Source organism: Alteriqipengyuania lutimaris (assembly GCF_003363135.1).
In the GTDB taxonomy this organism is placed as follows: Bacteria; Pseudomonadota; Alphaproteobacteria; order Sphingomonadales; family Sphingomonadaceae; genus Alteriqipengyuania; species Alteriqipengyuania lutimaris.
In genome coordinates, this window is sequence record NZ_QRBB01000001.1 from 1778304 (window position 1) to 1795437 (window position 17134).

A 17134-nucleotide genomic window follows, 5' to 3' on the forward strand; every position below is an offset into this window, starting at 1 on the left:
TGACTTATTCCCTCTTTGTTCTCATGACTTGGTCTGGAACAAAGAGGGAATAAGAAATGCTCCAGGCCGAGTCGCGCGCTGCCGAACCGCTCCACACCGATCCCCATGGTGCCGGTCCGCAATATGGCACCCGCTGCGACGCGGTGGGCCTGCCGGTGGCGATCTCGCTGTTCGCCGACCGCCGCGATACGCGTGCGGCGATGTGCGCCGACGCAACGCTGGCGGGGCTTCGCATTGCGCAGGACGAGGGGCTGGCCGGGCTCGAGGGCGGGCCCGAAGATAGGCGGGTGCTCGCCCTCGGCGATATCATCGCGGTCGATGCGCCCGCCAGCGACGCGCCCACGCTCGCGATGCTGGGGCGCCTCGCCGAACGGGTGGCGCGCTCGGGCGCGCGGCTGATCGTGTCGACCACCATCGGCGCGCTCGAATCCGTGATGATCGCGGCGCAGGCGGCCGATCCGGTTTTGATGGTCGAGCCGGGCCGGGCGGAGCGGCTGGTCGCTTTCGGCGAAGCGCTGGCCGACATGATCGATGGCCGGGTCCGCGAGATGTGCGAGGAGGACCGGCTCACGGTCATGCGCCTCGTCGAACGCGTGACGTCGCTGGCCGAGAAGCTCGACGGGCTGGTGGGCGACGACGTGCCGCGCGACGGCAGCAGCGCGTTCGCCTTCGGAACGGGCGAGCAGGGCATGGGCGCGCTGCGCGAGCACAAGCAGGGCGAGCGTAGGCCGGGCGGGGGCGGTGCGCCGGGCCTGCCCGATCCGCGCCGGGTACGCGCCACGATCCGCAAGCGGCAATTGCGCGCGCGCTTCCTCGAATCCTCGCTCTTCGCGGACCCGGCGTGGGACATCCTGCTCGACCTGACCGCCGCGCGGGCCGAGGGCCGCCGTGTCTCGGTCACATCGCTGTGTATCGCCAGCGGCGTGCCGCCGACCACCGCGCTGCGCTGGATCGCGCTGATGACCGATCAGGGCCTGCTTCGGCGCGAGCAGGACGTGGCCGACCGGCGACGCGCCTATATCGGCCTGACCGACGAGGCGGTCGAAGCGATGGCGCGGTATTTCGACGCGACGGGAAGCTGCGACTGCGCAGGCATCTGAGGCCCTGCGCGCTTGTTCAGGCGCGTTCGAGGATGACCGCGAAGCCGTCTTCGGGCATATCGGGCGCGTTTTCGAGCGGACGCCGCACGGCATCGGCGCGCGCGCGGGCGAGGATTTCAGGGGCGATGTCGGCGGCGTGGTAGATCGTGTCGGCCTCGCCCAGCCAGCGGGCCTGGCGCAGCGTGAGGTCTTCCGGGTCGTCGCTGCGCAAAACGACGGTCTCGATCCGGGCGGATGATTTCGCAGCCGGATCGGCAAGCCACTGCTCGACCCGATCGGCCGATGTGTCGCCCAGAACGTCGAGCGTGCCGCCACTGCGCAATGCCGCGTCCACCGCGCGGCGACGCGCGTCGCCATCGGGCAGCGCGCCGCGCAAGGCATCCCGCCCCGCGGCAAGCTTGCGCGCCAGTTCGCCGAGGCGCTGCGGCAGCACCGCTTCCAGCCGCAGGCGGACATGCTTGGCGAGCCCCGCCGAAGCGCCGCCGGTGCCGATCGCGATCAGCAGCGGATCGCGATCGAGAATGCTCGGCGTGGTGAAATCGCACAGGTCCGGCTTGTCCGCCACATTGACCAGCAGACCCTTGGCCTTGAGGTTCTGGCGCACGGCCGCCGCCTCGCGCTCGTCCTCCAGCGCCACGAAGGCGAGTGCTGCGTGATGCGCTTCGGTCTCGGCGCAGGGAATGGCCCCCGCGCGCTCCACCAGCCGCCGCTTGGCCGCCGCCATCTCGCCGTCGCCGACCACCACGATCCGCGTCCCCGCGACCTTGTGGAACAGCGGCAGCGTCGCGATCATGCGAACCAGTCCGGCAGGCGCTCGGCATCCATGATCGCGCCCGCGTCGATCCGGTTGGCGACCACCGCGAACTTGTCGCCGCTGACCAGCACTTCGGGCACGAAACCGCGCGAATTGTACGACGATGCCATCGTTGCGCCATAGGCGCCGGCGGTGCGGAACACCGCGAGGTCGCCTGCGACGAGGGCAGGGCAATCGCGGTTGGTGGCGAAAGTGTCGCCCGACTCGCAGATCGGTCCGACGATATTGGCGGTGGTGCGCTCGCTCGTCTCCGCCACCGCTTCGAAATCGTGCCACGCACCATAGAGCGCAGGGCGCGCAAGGTCGTTCATCGCGGCATCGACGATAACGAAGGGGGCGGAGAGACCTGCCTTCACGCGGATCACGCGCGTCAGTAGCACGCCCGCATTGCCCGCGATCACGCGCCCCGGCTCGAACACCAGCTGCACGCCCCAGTCCTTGGTGACCCGCGCGACCATCGCTCCGTATTCGGCGGGGCTGGGGTAGGTCTCGCCCGCCTTGTAGGCCACGCCGAGGCCGCCGCCGAGATCGACGCGGCCGATCGTGTGGCCGTCGGCGCGCAGATCGGCGAGCAGCACGCCGATCTTCTCAAACGCCGCCTCGAGCGGGTCGAGCGTGGCAAGCTGGCTGCCGATGTGGATCGCGAGGCCATGCAGCGCGAGCCCATCGAGCGCGGCGAGTTCGCGGAAGACTTCGCGCGCCTGGTGCAGCGGCACGCCGAACTTGTTTTCCGCCTTGCCCGTGCTGATCTTCTCGTGCGTACCCGCATCGACATCGGGGTTGATCCGCAGGGCGGCGCGCGCCTGTTCGCCGCGCGCCGCCGCCAGCTGCGCCAGCTCCCTGCCTTCCTCGCGCGATTCGATGTTGAACTGCGCGATCCCGGTGTCGAGCCCCAGCTCCAGCTCGGCGCGGGTCTTGCCCACGCCCGAGAAGATGATCGTGTCGGGCGCCATCCCTGCGGCCAGCGCGCGGCGCAGTTCCCCGCCCGAGACCACGTCGGCGCCGAAGCCTTCGCCCTGCAGCACGCGCAGCACCGCGAGGTTCGGATTGGCCTTCACCGCGAAGACGGTGAGCGGGTTGTCGAGCGCGCTCAATGCGTCGCGAAACACCCTGGCATGGCGCTGCAGCGTCGTCTGCGAATAGACGTAGACCGGCGTGCCGACCGCCTCGGCAATCGCGGGCAGCGGAACCTGCTCGGCATGCAGGATGCCGTCGATAGTCGTGAAATGATCCATGGTTACTCGGGCGGCCTATTCCGGGGGGAGGTCGAACGGGTCGTCTTCGCGCTCTTCCGAACGCGTGCGCAGCTCTGCATCGCGTTCGGGCACCGCGATGACATCGGGTTCGAGGAGTTCTTCGGCGGTCGGGCGAACCTCGCTGCCATAGGCGGGCGGCGGCAGGCTCGCGCCCTCGGGCGGGGCGAGTTCGGCGCGCTGGCCGCACGCGGCGAGAGTCGCGGCGAGCGCGATGCAGGAGGCAAGGGGGAGGAAGCGTTTGCGCATCGGTGGCATCATCGGTTCGTTAGAGGCGCAGCGCGTCGCGCGCGGCCTTCACCTGCTCGCGTACCCGATCGGGCGCGGTCCCGCCATAGCTGCGGCGCGAGGCGACCGATCCCTCCAGCGTGAGGTGGCTCAGCGCTTGCGGAGTCACGCGCGGGTCGATCGCGGCGAGATCCTCCTCCGTCAGCTCGGCCAGCGCGCAACCCTTTGTGTCGGCGCGCGCCACGGCCGCGCCGGTGATGTGGTGCGCCTCGCGGAAGGGCACGCCCGCCTCGCGCACCAGCCAGTCGGCGAGGTCGGTCGCGGTGGCATGGCCGCTGCTCGCGAGCTCCAGCATGCGATCGGTGTTGAACGCGGCACCCGCGATCATCCCTTCCATGCTCGCCAGCGAGAGCACCAGCAGGCCGTGCGCCTCGAACACCGGCGGCTTGTCGTCCTGCATGTCCTTCGCATAGGCGAGCGGCAGGCCCTTCATCGTGATCGAAAGCGCGGTCGCCGCGCCGATGATCCGGCCCGCATGGCCGCGCACCAGTTCGGCCGCGTCGGGGTTCTTCTTCTGCGGCATGATCGAGCTGCCGGTGGAGAGGCTGTCCGGCAGGCGGATGAAGCCGAAGGGCTGGCTCGCCCAGATGATGATTTCCTCCGCCAGCCGCGAGAGGTGGATGCTCGCGATGCTGGCCGCGTGGAGGTAATCCATCGCGAAGTCGCGGTCGGACACCGTGTCGAGGCTGTTGGCGGTGGGGCGTGCGAAGCCCAGTGCCTTCGCGGTCGCCTCGCGGTCGAGGTCGAACCCGGTGCCCGCCAGCGCGGCGGCGCCCAGCGGGCATTCGTCGAGCCGCTCTTTCGCCGACGCGAACCGCATCCGGTCGCGCCGCAGCATTTCGTAATAGGCCATCAGGTGGTGGCCCAGCGTGACCGGCTGTGCGGCCTGCAGATGGGTGAAGCCGGGCATGATGTCGGCCGCGTGCTCGTCGGCACGCGTGACAAGCGCCGCCTGCACCGCGGCGAGCCCGGCGTCGATCTCGTCGATGGCCTCGCGGGTCCACAGCTTGAAATCGGTCGCAACCTGGTCGTTGCGGCTGCGCGCGGTGTGCAGGCGCCCCGCGACCGGGCCGACCAGCTCGGTCAGGCGCGATTCCACCGTCATGTGGATGTCTTCGAGGTCCCAGTCCTCGGGCACGCCGTCGCGCTCGTACTCGGCAGCGATCGCTTGCAGGCCATCGTCGATGGTCTGCGCATCCTCGGCGGAGAGGATGCCCTGCGCCGCCAGCATGCTCACATGCGCGCGGCTGCCCGCGATATCCTGCCGCCACAGCGCCTTGTCGAAGGGGATCGAGGCATTGATTTCGCGCATGATGGCACTAGGCCCGTCGGCGAAGCGGCCGCCCCACATCGCGTTGCCGCGCCCTGCGCTGGAGGTTCCCGTGTCTCGATCTGCCATTCTGCCTGCGCTCGCCGCCATTCTGATAGTGAGCGGGTGCGATAGGGAGCCGGACCCGGCCCCGCAAGAGAGCGAGCGCACCGGCACCGGAGAGGCCGCCGCCACGGGCGAAATCGACCGCAGCTTCGCGGGCGAGCTGATGCCCGCCGCCAATCTCGTGAACCCGGCGGACGAGGTGCTCAATCTCGGCGCGTTGCAGGGGCGCCCGGTGCTCGTGAACCTGTGGGCCACGTGGTGCGCGCCGTGCGTAAAGGAAATGCCGCTGCTCGACGAGCTGGCGGCGGATTACGGCGGCGCGCTGAACGTGGTGACCGTCAGCCAGGATATGGAGGGCCCGGCCAAGGTCGCTGCCTTCTTCGAGGAAAACGGGCTGGAAAACCTGCCGCAATGGATCGACCCGCAGCTGGCGCTGGGCGAAGCGATCGGCGCATCGACGCTGCCGACGACCGTGCTCTACGACCGGCAGGGGCAGGAGGTGTGGCGCGTCACCGGCGACTACGACTGGGCGAGCGAAGAGGCGCGCGCGGCGATCGAGGAAGTGGTGGAAACGCCGCAGGTGCCCTAGATCCCGACGGGGAAAGGCCTGCGGGGCAATGGTGGGCGATGACAGGCTCGAACTGCCGACATCTTCGGTGTAAACGAAGCGCTCTACCAACTGAGCTAATCGCCCCCGGCCCGTCATGGCGCGCCATGGCGGGAGGCGACGCTATCTAGCGTGCAAAGCTTCAAAATCAATTGCCACTTTCCAATTGCCAAATTCCAATTGAAAGCATGACCAGCCGCGCTAGGGCGGGCGACGATGGCAGACACCCGACCAGAACCGCGCATTCTCGTCCTTGCGACAGGCGGTACGATCGCCGGGCAGGCGGGGGATGCGACGCGTGCCGATTACCGCCCCGGCCAGATCGGGATCGCCGATTACCTCGCGCAGGCCGATGCACTGGGCATCGCCGCGCGCTATACCGGGCGGCAGATCGCCAATATCGGATCGGAAGATATCGACGAGTCGGTCTGGTCGCGGCTTCATTCCGAGATCGAGCGCGCGCTGAGCGACGATGGCGTCGACGCGATCGTGGTCACCCATGGCACCGACACGGCGGAGGAAACCGCCTTCCTGCTCGACCTGACGCTGCCCAGCACCAAGCCCGTCGTGCTGGTCGGCGCGATGCGGCCCGCCGATGCGGTCGGGTACGACGGGATGCGCAACTTCGCCAATGCCGTGCGCGTGGCGGGCGATCCCGACGCCGCCGGTCGCGGCGTGCTGGTGGTGATGGGCGACCGGGTCCATTCCGCGCTCGACGTGCGCAAGGCGCAGACCCGCGCGACCGAGGCATTTCGCGGCTTCCCGCGCGAATCGGTCGCCATCGTCACGCCCTCGCGCCTCGACTGGTTCGGCGCGCCGTGGCGTGTGGGCGACCCTGCGCGCCTCGCCCTTCTGCCGCTGCCCGACGTGCCGATCCTCGCGGTCTATGCGGGGATGAGCGCCACTGCGGCAGAGCGGCAGCTCGCAGGAGATCCGCCGGGCATCGTCGTGTCGGGGCTGGGCGAGGGCAACATGCCCGATCCCGTCCGGCAGGTGCTGCTGCGCCATGCCCGTCGCGGTGCGCTGGTCGTACGCGCCAGCCGCACCGACGAAGGGCTGGTCGACCGCGAGCCGGAGGACGACGCAAACGGCTTCATCGCCGCCCGCGCGCTCGGCGTGCCCAAGGCGCGCGTGCTGCTCGCGTTGTTGATCGCCAACGGGATCACCGATGCGGGCGAGGCGCAGCGCTTCTTCGACCAGCGTTAGGGCAGGGCGGGCGTAACGTTCGTCATCCCCGCGCAGGCGGGGATCCAGATAAGCTCTCGGATATCGCGGGCGTCATCTGGACCCCTGCCTGCGCAGGGGTGACGGGGTATTTCGATCAGCCCTGCGGCGTGACCAGATACTTCTCCCCGGTGCGCATCTTGGCGTATTGCGTCACCGCGTCCTTCTCCAGCATGCCTTCGAGCGTCACTTCTTCGGTGTAGCCGCTCCTGAAGGTGGTGGTGAGGTTGTCGAGCACGCGCTTGCGCATCCGCGTCACCGTTTCCATCCCGGCGTTCTGGAGGAACGGCGTCAGCAGCCAGCCGGTCAGCGTGAAGCCGAAGCCGTAGGACGGCGTGAGGATCGTGGGGCCGAGGTCGAGGCGGCCGTAGATGTGCATCTTCTTCGCCTGGTTCGAGCCATAGCGGCTGAACTCGGTCATCTTCGATACTGCGACCTGCTCCATCGCCTTGAAGCAGGAATCGACCATCTGCCCGCCGCCGATCGGATCGAAGCCGAAATAGGCATCGGTCGCGTCGATGCTCTCGCGCAGCTGCTTCATGAAGTCGTCGTCGGACGAGTTCACGATATGCTCTGCGCCCATTTCCTGCAGCAGGTGCACCTGCTCCTTGCGGCGCACGATATTGACCAGCGGCATCCCGTCTTCCTGGCAGATGCGGATCAGCATCTGGCCGAGGTTGGAGGCGGCGGCAGTGTGAAGGATCGCTTTCGCGCCTTCGGCCTTGGCGGTTTCGACGAAGCCGAGCGCGGTCATTGGATTGACGAAGGCCGACGCGCCGTCCTTCGACGAGATATCGCCCAGCGGCAGGCACATCGTGGCCTCGGCGATGGAATATTCGCTGAAGGCGGTGCCCGGCACGCAGGCCACCCGCTTGCCCATCAGTGCCTTCGCCATGTCCGAATCACCGGTCGCGATCACCTCGCCCGCGCCCTCGTTGCCGACCGGCAGGCGCTGGCCGTGGCGGCCCTTGGCGCCCGAGGCGAAGGGTTCGGGCATGTTGGCGACGATCTTGCCGGGCGAGTAATCCGCATTCTCGAGATCGGCCGGGCCGACCAGCAGCGCAAGGTCGCTCGGGTTGATGGGCGCGGCTTCCATCCTGACCAGCACCTGGTTGCCCTTGGGCTCGGGAAACTGGCTTTCGGCAACCTCGACGGTCAGCGTGCCGTCGGATTCGAGCGTGGTGAAGATCTGCTTGCCGGTGGTGGTCATGTTTCTTGCTCCTCTTCGGGGTCGGTTCTTTTCTTATCGGGACGTACGCGCGGCATCAGTTCGACCAGAATGATCATTCCCGCCCATACGGCCAGAGTCGGCTGCAACTTGGGTACGGAGGTCAGGTCGATCACCCCGTCGATCGCAATGGGGAATAGCGCGATGAGCGCGGCTGCCGTCACGCCGTAGAACAGTTTGTATTCGGTCTGGCCAAGGTACATGATCGTCACGACGATCGCCGCGCTCATGAACAACAGGACGGCAAAGTCATAGGCGGGCAATCCCTCTGCCCCGGCCAGCACGAAGCCCAGCACCGCGCCGAAGACGATATTGATGCCGTTGACGTTCGCGCGATATTCGCGCTCGGTCGTCCGCATGGTCAGCGGGATCTTGTACCAGTTTGCCATCAGTCCCCCCGTTGCTCGGCCTCCCGATCGGGATACACCGCTTCGACGAAGTAGAGCCCGTGCGCGGGTGCATTCAAGCCCAGTTCCTGCCGGTCCCGTGCCTCAAGAACCTGCGCGATCCGGTCTTCGTTCCAGCGACCCATGCCAACCAGTGCGAGGCAGCCGACCATCGAGCGCACCTGGTGGTGGAGGAAGCTGCGCGCGGCGACTTCGATCCGGATTTCATCGCCCTCGCGCGAGACATCGAGCCGGTCGAGCGTCTTTTCCGGACTTGCGGCCTGGCAATGGACCGAGCGGAAGGTGGTGAAGTCGTGGTGCCCGACGAGGCTTTGCGCCGCGCGATGCATCGCCTCGGCATCGCAATCGGGTGACAGCAGCCAGGCGCGGTCCTTCTCCAGCGTCAGCGGGGCGCGGCGGTTGAGGATGCGGTAGAGGTAGCGGCGCCCGATGCACGAAAAGCGCGCGTGCCAGTCCTCCGGCACCTCCTCGCACTTCGTCACGGCGATCGGGGCGGGGCGCAGGTGCGCGTTGATCGCCTCGCCCATGCGGAAGGGCGTCAGCCTGCTCTCGACATCGAAATGGCTGCGCATGGCGAGCGCGTGGACTCCGGTATCGGTCCGCCCCGCGCTGTGCAGCGTGACCTGCGCGCCGGTGACGCCGTGAACGGCCTCCTCGACCGCCTGCTGCACACTCGGCCCGTCCTTCTGCCGCTGGAGGCCGAAAAAGGGCGTGCCGTCGAATTCGAGCGTAAGGGCGTAGCGGGGCACTTGCCTAACCTACCGTCATCCCCGCGCAGGCGGGGATCCAGATAAGGGTGCGATAAGGCGATAGGTCAGCTGGGCCCCTGCCTTCGCAGGGGCGACGCGAATGGTTGAGGATCACGAAAGCACCGCTCCTTGCGCAATCGCACGCCCGCGCTGGAAATCTGCGGTATCCATCGCCGGCTTGCCCGCGCGCTGGACCCGGGTGAGGCGCACCGCGCCGTTGGCGCAGGCGACGGTCAGCGCCTCGTCGAGCACGGTGCCCGGCGCACCGGAGCCATCGGCCAGTTCCGCCGCCAAGACCTTCACCCGCTCGCCCTCGTGCTCGAAAAACGCACCCGGCCACGGGGTAAACGCGCGCACCTGCCGTTCGACCTGCGCGGCATCCTGCGACCAGTCGATCCGTGCTTCGGCCTTGTCGATCTTGGGCGCATGGGTGGCGTCCGCATCGTCCTGTTCGACCGGGATATGGATCGCGAGGTCGCGCAGCGTGCCGACCATCAGCTGCGCGCCTTTCTGCGCCAGTTCATCGGTGAGCTCGCCCGCAGTCTTGCCTGCGATCGGCGTGCGCACCGTGGCGAGCATCGGCCCGGTATCGAGCCCGGCCTCCATCTGCATGATGGTGACGCCGGTGCCGCTGTCGCCCGCCAGAATCGCCCGCTGGATCGGCGCAGCACCGCGCCAGCGGGGCAGTATGCTGGCGTGGACGTTGAGGCACCCGTGCTTCGGCGCGTCTAGCACGGCTTGCGGCAGGATCAGCCCATAGGCCGCGACCACGCCGACATCCGCCTCGAGCGCGGCGAACGCGTCCTTCTCTTCCTGCGGTTTCAGCGAGGCAGGATGGCGCACCTCGATCCCCAGCCGCTCCGCCGCCGCGTGGACGGGCGTGGGCTGCAGCTTCTTGCCGCGCCCGGCCTTGCGCGGCGGCTGGGTATAGACGCAGACCACCTCATGCGCGGCATGAACCAGCGCCTCCAGCGTCGGCACCGCGAAATCGGGCGTTCCCATGAAGACGATGCGCATAAGCTGTGCGGCGACCTTTGCTGTGGAGGGGTGCTCGCCCTATCTGTCACCCAATGGCATCGCAAGAGATCGAGACACTGGCTTCCGCGCTCGCTCGGCTCCCCGGGCTGGGCCCGCGTTCGGCGCGGCGTGCGGTGCTGCATCTCGTCAAGAAGCGCGAAACCGCGCTGCCCGCGCTGCTCGACGCGCTGCTCGCGGTGCAGGACACGCTGGAGGAGTGCCGCATCTGCGGCAATGTCGACACGCGCGACCCCTGCAGCATCTGCTCCGACCCGAAGCGCGACGCGAAGTCGATCTGCGTGGTCGAGGATGTGGCGGACCTGTGGGCGCTCGACCGGGCGAAACTGTTTTCGGGCACCTTCCACGTGCTCGGCGGGCGGCTCTCCGCACTGGATGGCGTGCGGCCCGAGGACCTTGCGATCGACAGCCTGCTGGCGCGTGTGGAGGAAGGCGTGGACGAGGTGGTGCTGGCGATGAACGCCACGCTCGAAGGGCAGACCACCGCGCATTATCTGGCGGAGCGGCTGGAGGATTTCCCCGTCCGCATCACCCAGCTGGCGCATGGCCTGCCGGTGGGCGGAGAGCTCGACTACCTCGACGAGGGCACGCTGGCGCAGGCCTTGCGTGCGCGCAGGCCGATGGGCTGAACCGGTGCGAGGCCGAACCGATCCGGAGAGCCGGGCGATGGACGGCAGCATCGTCCATATCGTCCACGGCTACATGGCCGGACCGGGGGACCACTGGTTCGGCTGGCTGAAGGGCCAGGTCGAACGCGCGGGCGGATCGGCGCGGATCCTCGCCATGCCCGATTCCGAAAATCCCGACCCCGCGGCCTGGGACCGCACGCTGGTCGACGAGATCGGGACCCCGGACCAGAACACCTTCATCGTCGCGCATAGCCTGGGGACCGTGGCGAGCATGCGCTATCTCCAGGCGCGGCCCGAGGCGCGCGTCGGCGGACTGATCCTCGTCTCCGCCTTCGATAGCCGGCTTGCCAATATTCCCGAGCTGGACGGCTTCATGGACTGGAAGCCGATCGCGCACGATACGATCCGTCGCGTGGCCACCAATCGCGCGGTCGTTACCGCGACCAACGACGAGGTCGTTGCTCCGCACCTGTCGATTGCGCTGGCCGGGGCGCTGGAGGCGGACCTGATCGCAATGGATCGCGGCGGGCATTTCCTCGGCTCGGAAGGCCACGACACCTTCCCGCAAGTCTGGCAAAAACTGACCGAGCAGGCAGCGGCGCGTTGAACTGATTGCAATTGCAGCTTATCTGGCGTGCATGGCTATCCGCGAAATCCTCGAAGTGCCGGACCCCCGGCTGAAAACCGTCTCCCAACCCGTCCAGGAGGGCGAGTTCGACGACGATCTGCGCACCCTCGTCGACGACATGTTCGAGACGATGTACGCCGCCAACGGTATCGGCCTCGCGGCGATCCAGGTGGGCGTGCCCAAGCGCATCCTCGTGATCGACCTGCAGCCCGAAGACCCCGATGCGGAGCCGATCGAGTGCGATCATGACGGGCACGCGCACACGCACCCCGCGACGAAGAAAGAGCCGCGAGTGTTCATCAATCCCGAGATTCTCGACCCGAACGAGGAGCTGGCGACCTATCAGGAAGGCTGCCTCTCGGTCCCCGAGATCTATGCCGACGTCGACCGTCCCGCGAGCTGCACGGTGCGGTGGAAGGATCTCGACGGGAACGAGCATACCGAGGCGATGGAGGGCCTGCTCGCCACCTGCATCCAGCACGAGATGGACCACCTCGAGGGGATTCTGTTCATCGACCACCTCAGCCGCCTCAAGCGCAATATGGCGCTCAAGAAGCTGAAAAAGCTGCGGGTCGCGGCGTGAATCGGGTGTTGCGAGCGGTCGTGGCCGGACTGCTCTACGCTGCCTTGATGACGGCCTGGAACATCTGGGAGTATGACCGCTCACTCGGTTCCTACCTTTTAGGATTCGTCCTGTACGCCGTTTTCTTCGGCGTGTTCTGGGGCGGGTTCATGTGGTTGATCGAACGCCGCTCCGACAAGCGCGACAGCGCCTGAGAAAGCTGCGGGTTGCGGCTTAAACACCACCCGTATCTTCATCGTCGCCCCGGCCTACGAGCCGGGGCAGGGCTTCCTTTTATGCACCAGCCATGAGGTGGCCTTGCCCCGGATCCCCTGCCTTCGCAGGGGCAGGCAAGTCCGGGGCGACGAGTATTTGATTGGGCAGGGCTCAGGCCGCTTCGACCATGCCCTGAAGCGCCTTCACGCAGTCTTCCATGCATTCGCGGCACATCTTTTCGCAGCGCTTGCAATGCGGGTTGTCGTGCTTCGCGCATTCTTCCGCGCAGACCTTGCACGCGAGGATGCAGGCTTCGAGCAGCGACTTGATCACCGCCGTGTTGCCATGCGTGCGCCGCGCGGCGACGGTGCTGACCGTCTGGCAGATATCCGCGCAGTCCGAGCATTTGCGGATGCAGGCGCTCATGTCGCCCTCTTCGGAATTGCAGGCATCGGCGCAGGAATTGCAGATCGCCGCGCAATACATCGCGTGCTTGATCGCTTCGCCCAGCTGGTCGTTGTAATCGGCACCCACCTGCGGGTGCTCCTTGATCATTTCCTTGATCGACATCGGCATTCTCCTTCTCTGGTAAGGGAGCGGAACGGGCGGGGGATAGTTCCCGTGGCGGCTTGGCGCGCTCGCGCGTTCCAGCTATGTTCCCGCCCATGGAACTTGCGATTCTGGGTGTCGTGGCGCTGCTGATCGGGCTGGGCGTCGGGTGGTTCATCGGCGGAAGACCGGTGGCGGAGCTGAAATCTCGCCTGACCGAGAGCGAGCGCGAGGCTAAGGAGACCGACGCGAAATACCTGCGCGCCTATGCCGAGCTTGAGGCTGCGCGCGAGAAGGGCGCGCGGGTCGATGCGCTGGACGCCGAGCTGAAGGAAACCCGCGCGCGGCACGAGACCGCGCTGGAGGAATTGCGGCGGTCCAATGGTGCGCTCTCCTCCGAACTCGCGACGCTGAAGGAAAAGACCGCCAATTTCGACGAGCAGAAGCGCCTGCTGGTCGAAGCGCGCGAGGAATTGCTCAAGGAATTCCGGAACACCGGCTCCGCCGTGCTGAGCAAGGCGCAGGAGGCCTTTCTGGAGCGCGCGAGCGAACGGTTCGGCCATTCGGAGAAATCCTCCGAGGAAAAGATCCGCGCGCTGCTCGCGCCCGTGGGCGACCGACTCAAGAAGTACGAGGATCAGGTCGCCGCGCTGGAGGAAAAGCGCACCAATGCCTTCTCCTCGCTCGCCTCGCAGATCGAGCAGATGCGGCTGGGGCAGGAAGAGGTCCGGCGCGAGGCGCAGCGGCTGGGCAATTCGCTCACCAACGCGCCCAAGGCCCGCGGCCGCTGGGGCGAGCGGGCGTTGCAGAACGTGCTCGAACAGTGCGGCCTAGCCGAGCACACCGATTTCCACCTCGAACATTCGCTGGAGACCGAGGAAGGCCGGCTGCGGCCCGATGCGATCGTCAACGTGCCCGGCTCCAAGAAGCTGGTGATCGACGCCAAGGTCTCATTGAATGCCTACCAGGCCGCGTTCGAGGCGGAGGACGAGGGGGAGCGCAAGCGGCATCTCGACCTCCACGCCAAGTCGATGCGCGGCCATGTCCAGACGCTGGGCTCGAAGAGCTACCAGAGCCAGTTCGACGACGCGCCGGACTATGTCGTGATGTTCGTGCCGGGCGAGCACTTCGTTGCCGCGGCATTGGACTCCGATCCCGAGCTGTGGGACTTTGCCTTCCGCAACAAGGTGTTGCTGGCAACTCCTACCAACCTCGTGGCGATCGCGCGGACCGTAGCGCAGGTCTGGCGGCAGGACACGATCGCCAAGGAAGCGATGGAGATCGGCAAGGCCGGCGGCGAGCTTTACGACCGTCTCGCCATCGCAGCCGAGCACATGAAACGCGTTGGCGGCGGGCTCGAAAGCGCGGTCAAGAACTACAACAAGTTCGTCGGTAGCTTCGAGCGCAACGTGCTGTCCGCCGGGCGGCGCCTGTCCGAAAAGGGCATCGAGATCGGCAAGCGCGAGATCGAGGAAATCCCGCAGATCGCGGAAACGCCGACCTACACGGCCGAGGATGCCGCCGCGATCGAGGACCGCACCGAGGCCGAACGCGACGCGGCGGAGTAGAACCAGCTTATCCAAAGATCGTCACCCCGGACTTGCCTGCCCCTGCGAAGGCAGGGGATCCGGGGTAGTGCCGCTTCCGGCGCCGGGCCAGAAGAAGCCCGATCCCGGGTCAGGCCCGGGATGACAGTTTGGAAAAGCGCGTGCCATAGCCTGCGATGACGCGGCCGGAATGGAGGCGTTGCGGGCGGCCCCGTCACCCCTGCAACTGCGGACTTGCCTGCCCCTGCGAAGGCAGGGGGATCCGGGGTGGTGCTGCTTTTGGAGCATCGCCGGAGGAAGCCCGAACCAGGTTCGGAGGCTGGGGAGCGGTGGGCTTTTGCGCTTCCCGCTATGAGGTTCGAAGAACCACGACCGCGCGATTTTCCTACATGCGAGCGGGGCGCTAAATGTCGGTTCGTTCTTTCCTCTTGTCGAAAAAATCCGCTTAAAAAGGCGAATGTGTCACCCCTGGAGTACTCCGCTTTGCTTGAATACCTGATTTGGCAAGATATTCCTCGACGCCCAGCAGGGTGACACATGGGTGACACGTGTCACCCTGTAATCCGTGCCGGGCACCGAAGACCCCGAGAAAATCGCCATTCGCCTTCCCTTTCTGTAATAATTATGTCATAATACCTTCATGGATATGTCACACCTCAAGACCAGCCACACGGTTTCCGCATTCGACGACGAAATCGTCGATATTGCCGTCGCCATCAACACGATGTGCGATGCCGCCACGCGTGCGCTGGACGCGTCGATCGATGCGCTCGTCCATGGGGACGAGGAAGACGCGCAGCGTCTGATTCAAGCCGATCTCCACCTCGACGAGCTCGAAAGCGATCTCGAGAAGAAGGTCATGCGCAGCATCGCGCTGCGGGCACCCGTCGCCGACGACCTGCGCTATCTCGTCATGGCGATCCGGATCGGGGCGATGCTCGAACGCTCGGGCGACCATGCCAAGAACATGGCCAAGCGCGTCGGCATGGTCGACCTGACCAATGCCGCGCCGCTGATGCACAAGCTGCGCGAGATGACGCGCCTCGGCACCTCGATGCTCGGCCAGTCGGTCGATTGCTTCAACCGCAGCGAGGCGAGCCTCGCGACGGTGGTGCGCGATCGCGATGCGCAGCTGAACCGGCATTTCGACGAATTTACCGAGATGGTCTCGGCCGCGATGCGCGATGATCCGGGCTTCGTCGACACCGGCGTGCAACTGCTCTTCATTTCGAAGCAGCTCGAGCGGGTCGGCGATTATGCCAAGAACATCGCGGGCAGCGCGCACTACATCATCACCGGCGAACACCTCTGAGACCCGCCGGTCGCGAGGTGGGCGGCGGTCAGTCGAGCGTCGCCAGCACTTCGTAGGCGAGCACGGCGGCGGCGACCGCGGCGTTGAGGCTGTCGGCGCGCCCGCGCATCGGCATGGTCACGCGCAGGTCGCAGGCGGCTTCGTAGTCTTCGGGCAGGCCCTGCGATTCGTTGCCGACCAGCACGAAGCACGGGGCCGCGTAAGGCGCCCCGCGATAGGGCACGGCGTCGCGCAGGCTCGCGGCGACCAGCTGGCTCGGTGCCGATCCGTCGGCCCCGCGCAGCCACGGCAGGAACTCCTCCCACCGCGCCCGCGCGATCCGCTGCGTGAAGATCGCGCCCATGCTGGCCCGCACCGCCTCCACTCCGAAGGGGTCGGCGCAATCGTCGATCAGGATCAGGCCGCCGGCGCCCACCGCATCGCCGGTGCGCAGCATCGTGCCCAGATTGCCCGGGTCTCTCAGGGCTTGGGCCACCAGCCAGATCGGCGCGGTCGAGCGGTCGAGCCGCTCCAGCCGCGTGTCCCACTCGGCGAAGGCACCCGCGACCGCCTGCGGATTGTCCTTGCCGGTGATCTTGGAGAGGATGTCGGGCGTGGTCTCGATAATCTCGCCGCCCGCATCGTCCACCGCCGTCACGAGCAGGTCGAGCAGCGGATGCGGCGCGCGCTTATCCGCCATCACCAGCGTTTCGGGCAGGCGCCCGCATTCGCGCGCATCGGTCAGCAGCCGCAGCCCTTCGGCGAGGAAGCGCCGCTCGCGCTGGCGATGCTTCTTGTCGCGCAGCTGGCGCAGCGCCTTGATCGTCGGATTGGAAAAGCTGGTGATGTGGCGATGGGGCATGGAACGCTCGGCGGGCGGGGGAGGCTATTCCTCGCCGAACCCGTTTTCGATGAGGGTCGAAATCTCGTCCATCGCGGCAGGCGCATCCTCGCCTTTGACGATCAGGGTGATCTCATCGCCGCGCGCCGCGCCCAGCATCATCAGGTCGAGGATCGAGCGGCCGTCGACCTCGCGCTCTCCCTTGGCGACGCGGATCCTCGTGGCGTCGGACCAGCGGCTCGCGACCTCGACCAGCTTCGCGCTCGCCCGGGCGTGCAGGCCGCGCTCGTTCACGATGGTGATGGCCTTGCGCGTATCGCTCATTCCCCGCTGCCTTTCAGCTCTTCGCTGGGCCGCGCGAGGAATTCCGATGCGATGGTGATGTAGTTGCGCCCTGCATCGCGCGCGGCGCGCACCGCATCGGCCACCGCCATGTCCTGCCGCGCACGGGCGAGACGAATCAGCATCGGCAGGTTGATCCCGGCAATCACCTCGACCTTGCCTTCCTCGAGCAGCGAGATCGCCAGATTGGACGGCGTTCCGCCGAACAGGTCGGTCAGGATGATCACACCCTCGCCGTGATCGACCTCGGCAATCCGCGCGCTGATCTCGTCGCGGCGCGCCTGCGCATCGTCCTGGGGGCCGATGCACACGGACGCGATCGCATCCTGCGGGCCGACCACGTGTTCCATTGCGGATATGAACTCACGGGCGAGCTGCCCATGGGTCACCAGAATGAGACCTATCATGGCCGCACTGTCTAGAAGCAGATACGCCCAGCACAAGGGGGG

Annotated in this window: 21 protein-coding genes and 1 tRNA gene; 9 read left to right on the plus strand and 13 right to left on the minus strand. The window is 67.1% G+C overall.

What is annotated here, in order from left to right:
- Positions 1-56: 56 nt before the first annotated feature.
- Positions 57-1100: a helix-turn-helix domain-containing protein gene (locus DL238_RS08410; protein ID WP_234031017.1), complete on the plus strand. Its 1044-nt coding sequence runs from the start codon at positions 57-59 to the stop codon at positions 1098-1100.
- A gap of 16 nt (positions 1101-1116) precedes the next feature.
- On the opposite strand, the gene DL238_RS08415 is transcribed toward DL238_RS08410, so the two are convergent.
- The 4 genes from DL238_RS08415 to argH are packed head-to-tail and all read right to left on the minus strand — an operon-like array spanning position 1117 to position 4854.
- Positions 1117-1893 carry a precorrin-2 dehydrogenase/sirohydrochlorin ferrochelatase family protein gene (locus DL238_RS08415; protein WP_115491846.1) on the minus strand — a complete coding sequence of 259 codons (777 nt, stop codon included), beginning with the start codon at positions 1891-1893 and terminating at the stop codon, positions 1117-1119.
- Positions 1890-3149 (minus strand): diaminopimelate decarboxylase, encoded by a 1260-nt coding sequence (lysA, locus tag DL238_RS08420; RefSeq protein WP_115491847.1) that lies wholly within the window; start codon positions 3147-3149, stop codon positions 1890-1892. The genes DL238_RS08415 and lysA overlap by 4 nt, the downstream gene beginning before the upstream one ends.
- Positions 3150-3164: 15 nt before the next feature.
- Positions 3165-3416: a lipoprotein gene (locus tag DL238_RS08425; protein WP_115492843.1), complete on the minus strand. Its 252-nt coding sequence runs from the start codon at positions 3414-3416 to the stop codon at positions 3165-3167.
- A 19-nt stretch (positions 3417-3435) separates the two neighbouring features.
- The gene (gene argH, locus DL238_RS08430; RefSeq protein ID WP_115491848.1) at positions 3436-4854 is read right to left on the minus strand and encodes an argininosuccinate lyase; all 1419 of its coding nucleotides are present in this window, start codon (positions 4852-4854) and stop codon (positions 3436-3438) included.
- A 28-nt stretch (positions 4855-4882) separates the two neighbouring features.
- On the opposite strand from argH, the gene DL238_RS08435 reads away from it, so the two are divergent.
- Entirely contained in the window at positions 4883-5419 is a 537-nt protein-coding gene (locus DL238_RS08435) for a TlpA family protein disulfide reductase (protein WP_234031018.1), read from the plus strand.
- Between the two features lie 29 nt (positions 5420-5448).
- Here the strand turns inward: DL238_RS08435 and DL238_RS08440 are convergent.
- Positions 5449-5524 (minus strand) — tRNA-Val (locus DL238_RS08440).
- 129 nt (positions 5525-5653) lie between these two features.
- Here DL238_RS08440 and DL238_RS08445 point away from each other — a divergent pair.
- Positions 5654-6643: an asparaginase gene (locus DL238_RS08445; protein ID WP_115491849.1), complete on the plus strand. Its 990-nt coding sequence runs from the start codon at positions 5654-5656 to the stop codon at positions 6641-6643.
- 115 nt (positions 6644-6758) lie between these two features.
- On the opposite strand, the gene DL238_RS08450 is transcribed toward DL238_RS08445, so the two are convergent.
- The 4 genes from DL238_RS08450 to fmt all read right to left on the minus strand — a co-directional run bounded on the left by DL238_RS08450 (position 6759) and on the right by fmt (position 10062).
- Positions 6759-7871, minus strand: a complete 1113-nt coding sequence (locus tag DL238_RS08450; RefSeq protein WP_115491850.1) for a zinc-binding dehydrogenase — start codon at positions 7869-7871, stop codon at positions 6759-6761.
- A complete protein-coding gene (locus DL238_RS08455) occupies positions 7868-8278 on the minus strand; it encodes a hypothetical protein (RefSeq protein ID WP_115491851.1) in 411 nt (136 codons plus the stop codon). The genes DL238_RS08450 and DL238_RS08455 overlap by 4 nt, the downstream gene beginning before the upstream one ends.
- Positions 8278-9045, minus strand: a complete 768-nt coding sequence (truA, locus tag DL238_RS08460; RefSeq protein WP_115491852.1) for a tRNA pseudouridine(38-40) synthase TruA — start codon at positions 9043-9045, stop codon at positions 8278-8280. Before truA ends, DL238_RS08455 begins: the two co-directional genes overlap by 1 nt.
- Before the next feature lie 111 nt (positions 9046-9156).
- Positions 9157-10062 (minus strand): methionyl-tRNA formyltransferase, encoded by a 906-nt coding sequence (fmt, locus tag DL238_RS08465; RefSeq protein WP_115491853.1) that lies wholly within the window; start codon positions 10060-10062, stop codon positions 9157-9159.
- A 53-nt stretch (positions 10063-10115) separates the two neighbouring features.
- On the opposite strand from fmt, the gene recR reads away from it, so the two are divergent.
- From recR to DL238_RS16105, 4 genes are read left to right on the plus strand one after another with little or no spacing between them, the layout of a single operon-like run.
- Positions 10116-10709, plus strand: a complete 594-nt coding sequence (gene recR / locus DL238_RS08470) for a recombination mediator RecR (protein ID WP_115491854.1) — start codon at positions 10116-10118, stop codon at positions 10707-10709.
- A gap of 37 nt (positions 10710-10746) precedes the next feature.
- A complete protein-coding gene (locus DL238_RS08475) occupies positions 10747-11316 on the plus strand; it encodes an RBBP9/YdeN family alpha/beta hydrolase (protein ID WP_181883875.1) in 570 nt (189 codons plus the stop codon).
- Between the two features lie 31 nt (positions 11317-11347).
- Complete coding sequence (gene def / locus DL238_RS08480; protein ID WP_115491856.1) at positions 11348-11920, plus strand: peptide deformylase; 573 nt, start codon at positions 11348-11350, stop codon at positions 11918-11920.
- Positions 11921-11940: 20 nt separating this feature from the next.
- Positions 11941-12114: a hypothetical protein gene (locus DL238_RS16105; protein ID WP_181883876.1), complete on the plus strand. Its 174-nt coding sequence runs from the start codon at positions 11941-11943 to the stop codon at positions 12112-12114.
- Between the two features lie 172 nt (positions 12115-12286).
- Here the strand turns inward: DL238_RS16105 and DL238_RS08490 are convergent, their stop codons facing one another.
- Positions 12287-12685, minus strand: a complete 399-nt coding sequence (locus DL238_RS08490) for a four-helix bundle copper-binding protein (RefSeq protein ID WP_115492845.1) — start codon at positions 12683-12685, stop codon at positions 12287-12289.
- A 95-nt stretch (positions 12686-12780) separates the two neighbouring features.
- Here DL238_RS08490 and rmuC point away from each other — a divergent pair, with 95 nt between their 5' ends.
- Together rmuC and phoU are read left to right on the plus strand one after the other, a co-directional pair.
- A complete protein-coding gene (gene rmuC / locus DL238_RS08495) occupies positions 12781-14232 on the plus strand; it encodes a DNA recombination protein RmuC (protein ID WP_115492846.1) in 1452 nt (483 codons plus the stop codon).
- Between the two features lie 619 nt (positions 14233-14851).
- Positions 14852-15523, plus strand: a complete 672-nt coding sequence (gene phoU / locus DL238_RS08500; RefSeq protein WP_115491858.1) for a phosphate signaling complex protein PhoU — start codon at positions 14852-14854, stop codon at positions 15521-15523.
- Positions 15524-15551: 28 nt separating this feature from the next.
- Here the strand turns inward: phoU and DL238_RS08505 are convergent, their stop codons facing one another.
- From DL238_RS08505 to DL238_RS08515, 3 genes are read right to left on the minus strand one after another with little or no spacing between them, the layout of a single operon-like run.
- Positions 15552-16364 (minus strand): TrmH family RNA methyltransferase, encoded by an 813-nt coding sequence (locus tag DL238_RS08505; protein WP_115491859.1) that lies wholly within the window; start codon positions 16362-16364, stop codon positions 15552-15554.
- A 24-nt stretch (positions 16365-16388) separates the two neighbouring features.
- Positions 16389-16667 carry an HPr family phosphocarrier protein gene (locus DL238_RS08510; protein WP_115491860.1) on the minus strand — a complete coding sequence of 93 codons (279 nt, stop codon included), beginning with the start codon at positions 16665-16667 and terminating at the stop codon, positions 16389-16391.
- Positions 16664-17092, minus strand: a complete 429-nt coding sequence (locus DL238_RS08515) for a PTS sugar transporter subunit IIA (RefSeq protein WP_115491861.1) — start codon at positions 17090-17092, stop codon at positions 16664-16666. The genes DL238_RS08510 and DL238_RS08515 overlap by 4 nt, the downstream gene beginning before the upstream one ends.
- Between the last annotated feature and the right edge of the window lie 42 nt (positions 17093-17134).

Excerpts from the sequence above, each read along its gene's own strand:
- fmt (WP_115491853.1), bottom strand. The coding sequence starts at position 10,062 with ATGCGCATCGTCTTCATGGGAACGCCCGATTTCGCGGTGCCGACGCTG.
- recR (WP_115491854.1), top strand. The coding sequence starts at position 10,116 with ATGGCATCGCAAGAGATCGAGACACTGGCTTCCGCGCTCGCTCGGCTC.
- DL238_RS08410 (WP_234031017.1), top strand. The coding sequence starts at position 57 with ATGCTCCAGGCCGAGTCGCGCGCTGCCGAACCGCTCCACACCGATCCC.
- DL238_RS08490 (WP_115492845.1), bottom strand. The coding sequence starts at position 12,685 with ATGTCGATCAAGGAAATGATCAAGGAGCACCCGCAGGTGGGTGCCGAT.
- DL238_RS08455 (WP_115491851.1), bottom strand. The coding sequence starts at position 8,278 with ATGGCAAACTGGTACAAGATCCCGCTGACCATGCGGACGACCGAGCGC.
- DL238_RS08515 (WP_115491861.1), bottom strand. The coding sequence starts at position 17,092 with ATGATAGGTCTCATTCTGGTGACCCATGGGCAGCTCGCCCGTGAGTTC.
- lysA (WP_115491847.1), bottom strand. The coding sequence starts at position 3,149 with ATGGATCATTTCACGACTATCGACGGCATCCTGCATGCCGAGCAGGTT.
- argH (WP_115491848.1), bottom strand. The coding sequence starts at position 4,854 with ATGGCAGATCGAGACACGGGAACCTCCAGCGCAGGGCGCGGCAACGCG.
- DL238_RS08445 (WP_115491849.1), top strand. The coding sequence starts at position 5,654 with ATGGCAGACACCCGACCAGAACCGCGCATTCTCGTCCTTGCGACAGGC.
- DL238_RS08475 (WP_181883875.1), top strand. The coding sequence starts at position 10,747 with ATGGACGGCAGCATCGTCCATATCGTCCACGGCTACATGGCCGGACCG.
- DL238_RS08505 (WP_115491859.1), bottom strand. The coding sequence starts at position 16,364 with ATGCCCCATCGCCACATCACCAGCTTTTCCAATCCGACGATCAAGGCG.
- phoU (WP_115491858.1), top strand. The coding sequence starts at position 14,852 with ATGGATATGTCACACCTCAAGACCAGCCACACGGTTTCCGCATTCGAC.
- DL238_RS08425 (WP_115492843.1), bottom strand. The coding sequence starts at position 3,416 with ATGCGCAAACGCTTCCTCCCCCTTGCCTCCTGCATCGCGCTCGCCGCG.
- DL238_RS08510 (WP_115491860.1), bottom strand. The coding sequence starts at position 16,667 with ATGAGCGATACGCGCAAGGCCATCACCATCGTGAACGAGCGCGGCCTG.
- def (WP_115491856.1), top strand. The coding sequence starts at position 11,348 with ATGGCTATCCGCGAAATCCTCGAAGTGCCGGACCCCCGGCTGAAAACC.
- DL238_RS08415 (WP_115491846.1), bottom strand. The coding sequence starts at position 1,893 with ATGATCGCGACGCTGCCGCTGTTCCACAAGGTCGCGGGGACGCGGATC.
- DL238_RS08450 (WP_115491850.1), bottom strand. The coding sequence starts at position 7,871 with ATGACCACCACCGGCAAGCAGATCTTCACCACGCTCGAATCCGACGGC.
- rmuC (WP_115492846.1), top strand. The coding sequence starts at position 12,781 with ATGGAACTTGCGATTCTGGGTGTCGTGGCGCTGCTGATCGGGCTGGGC.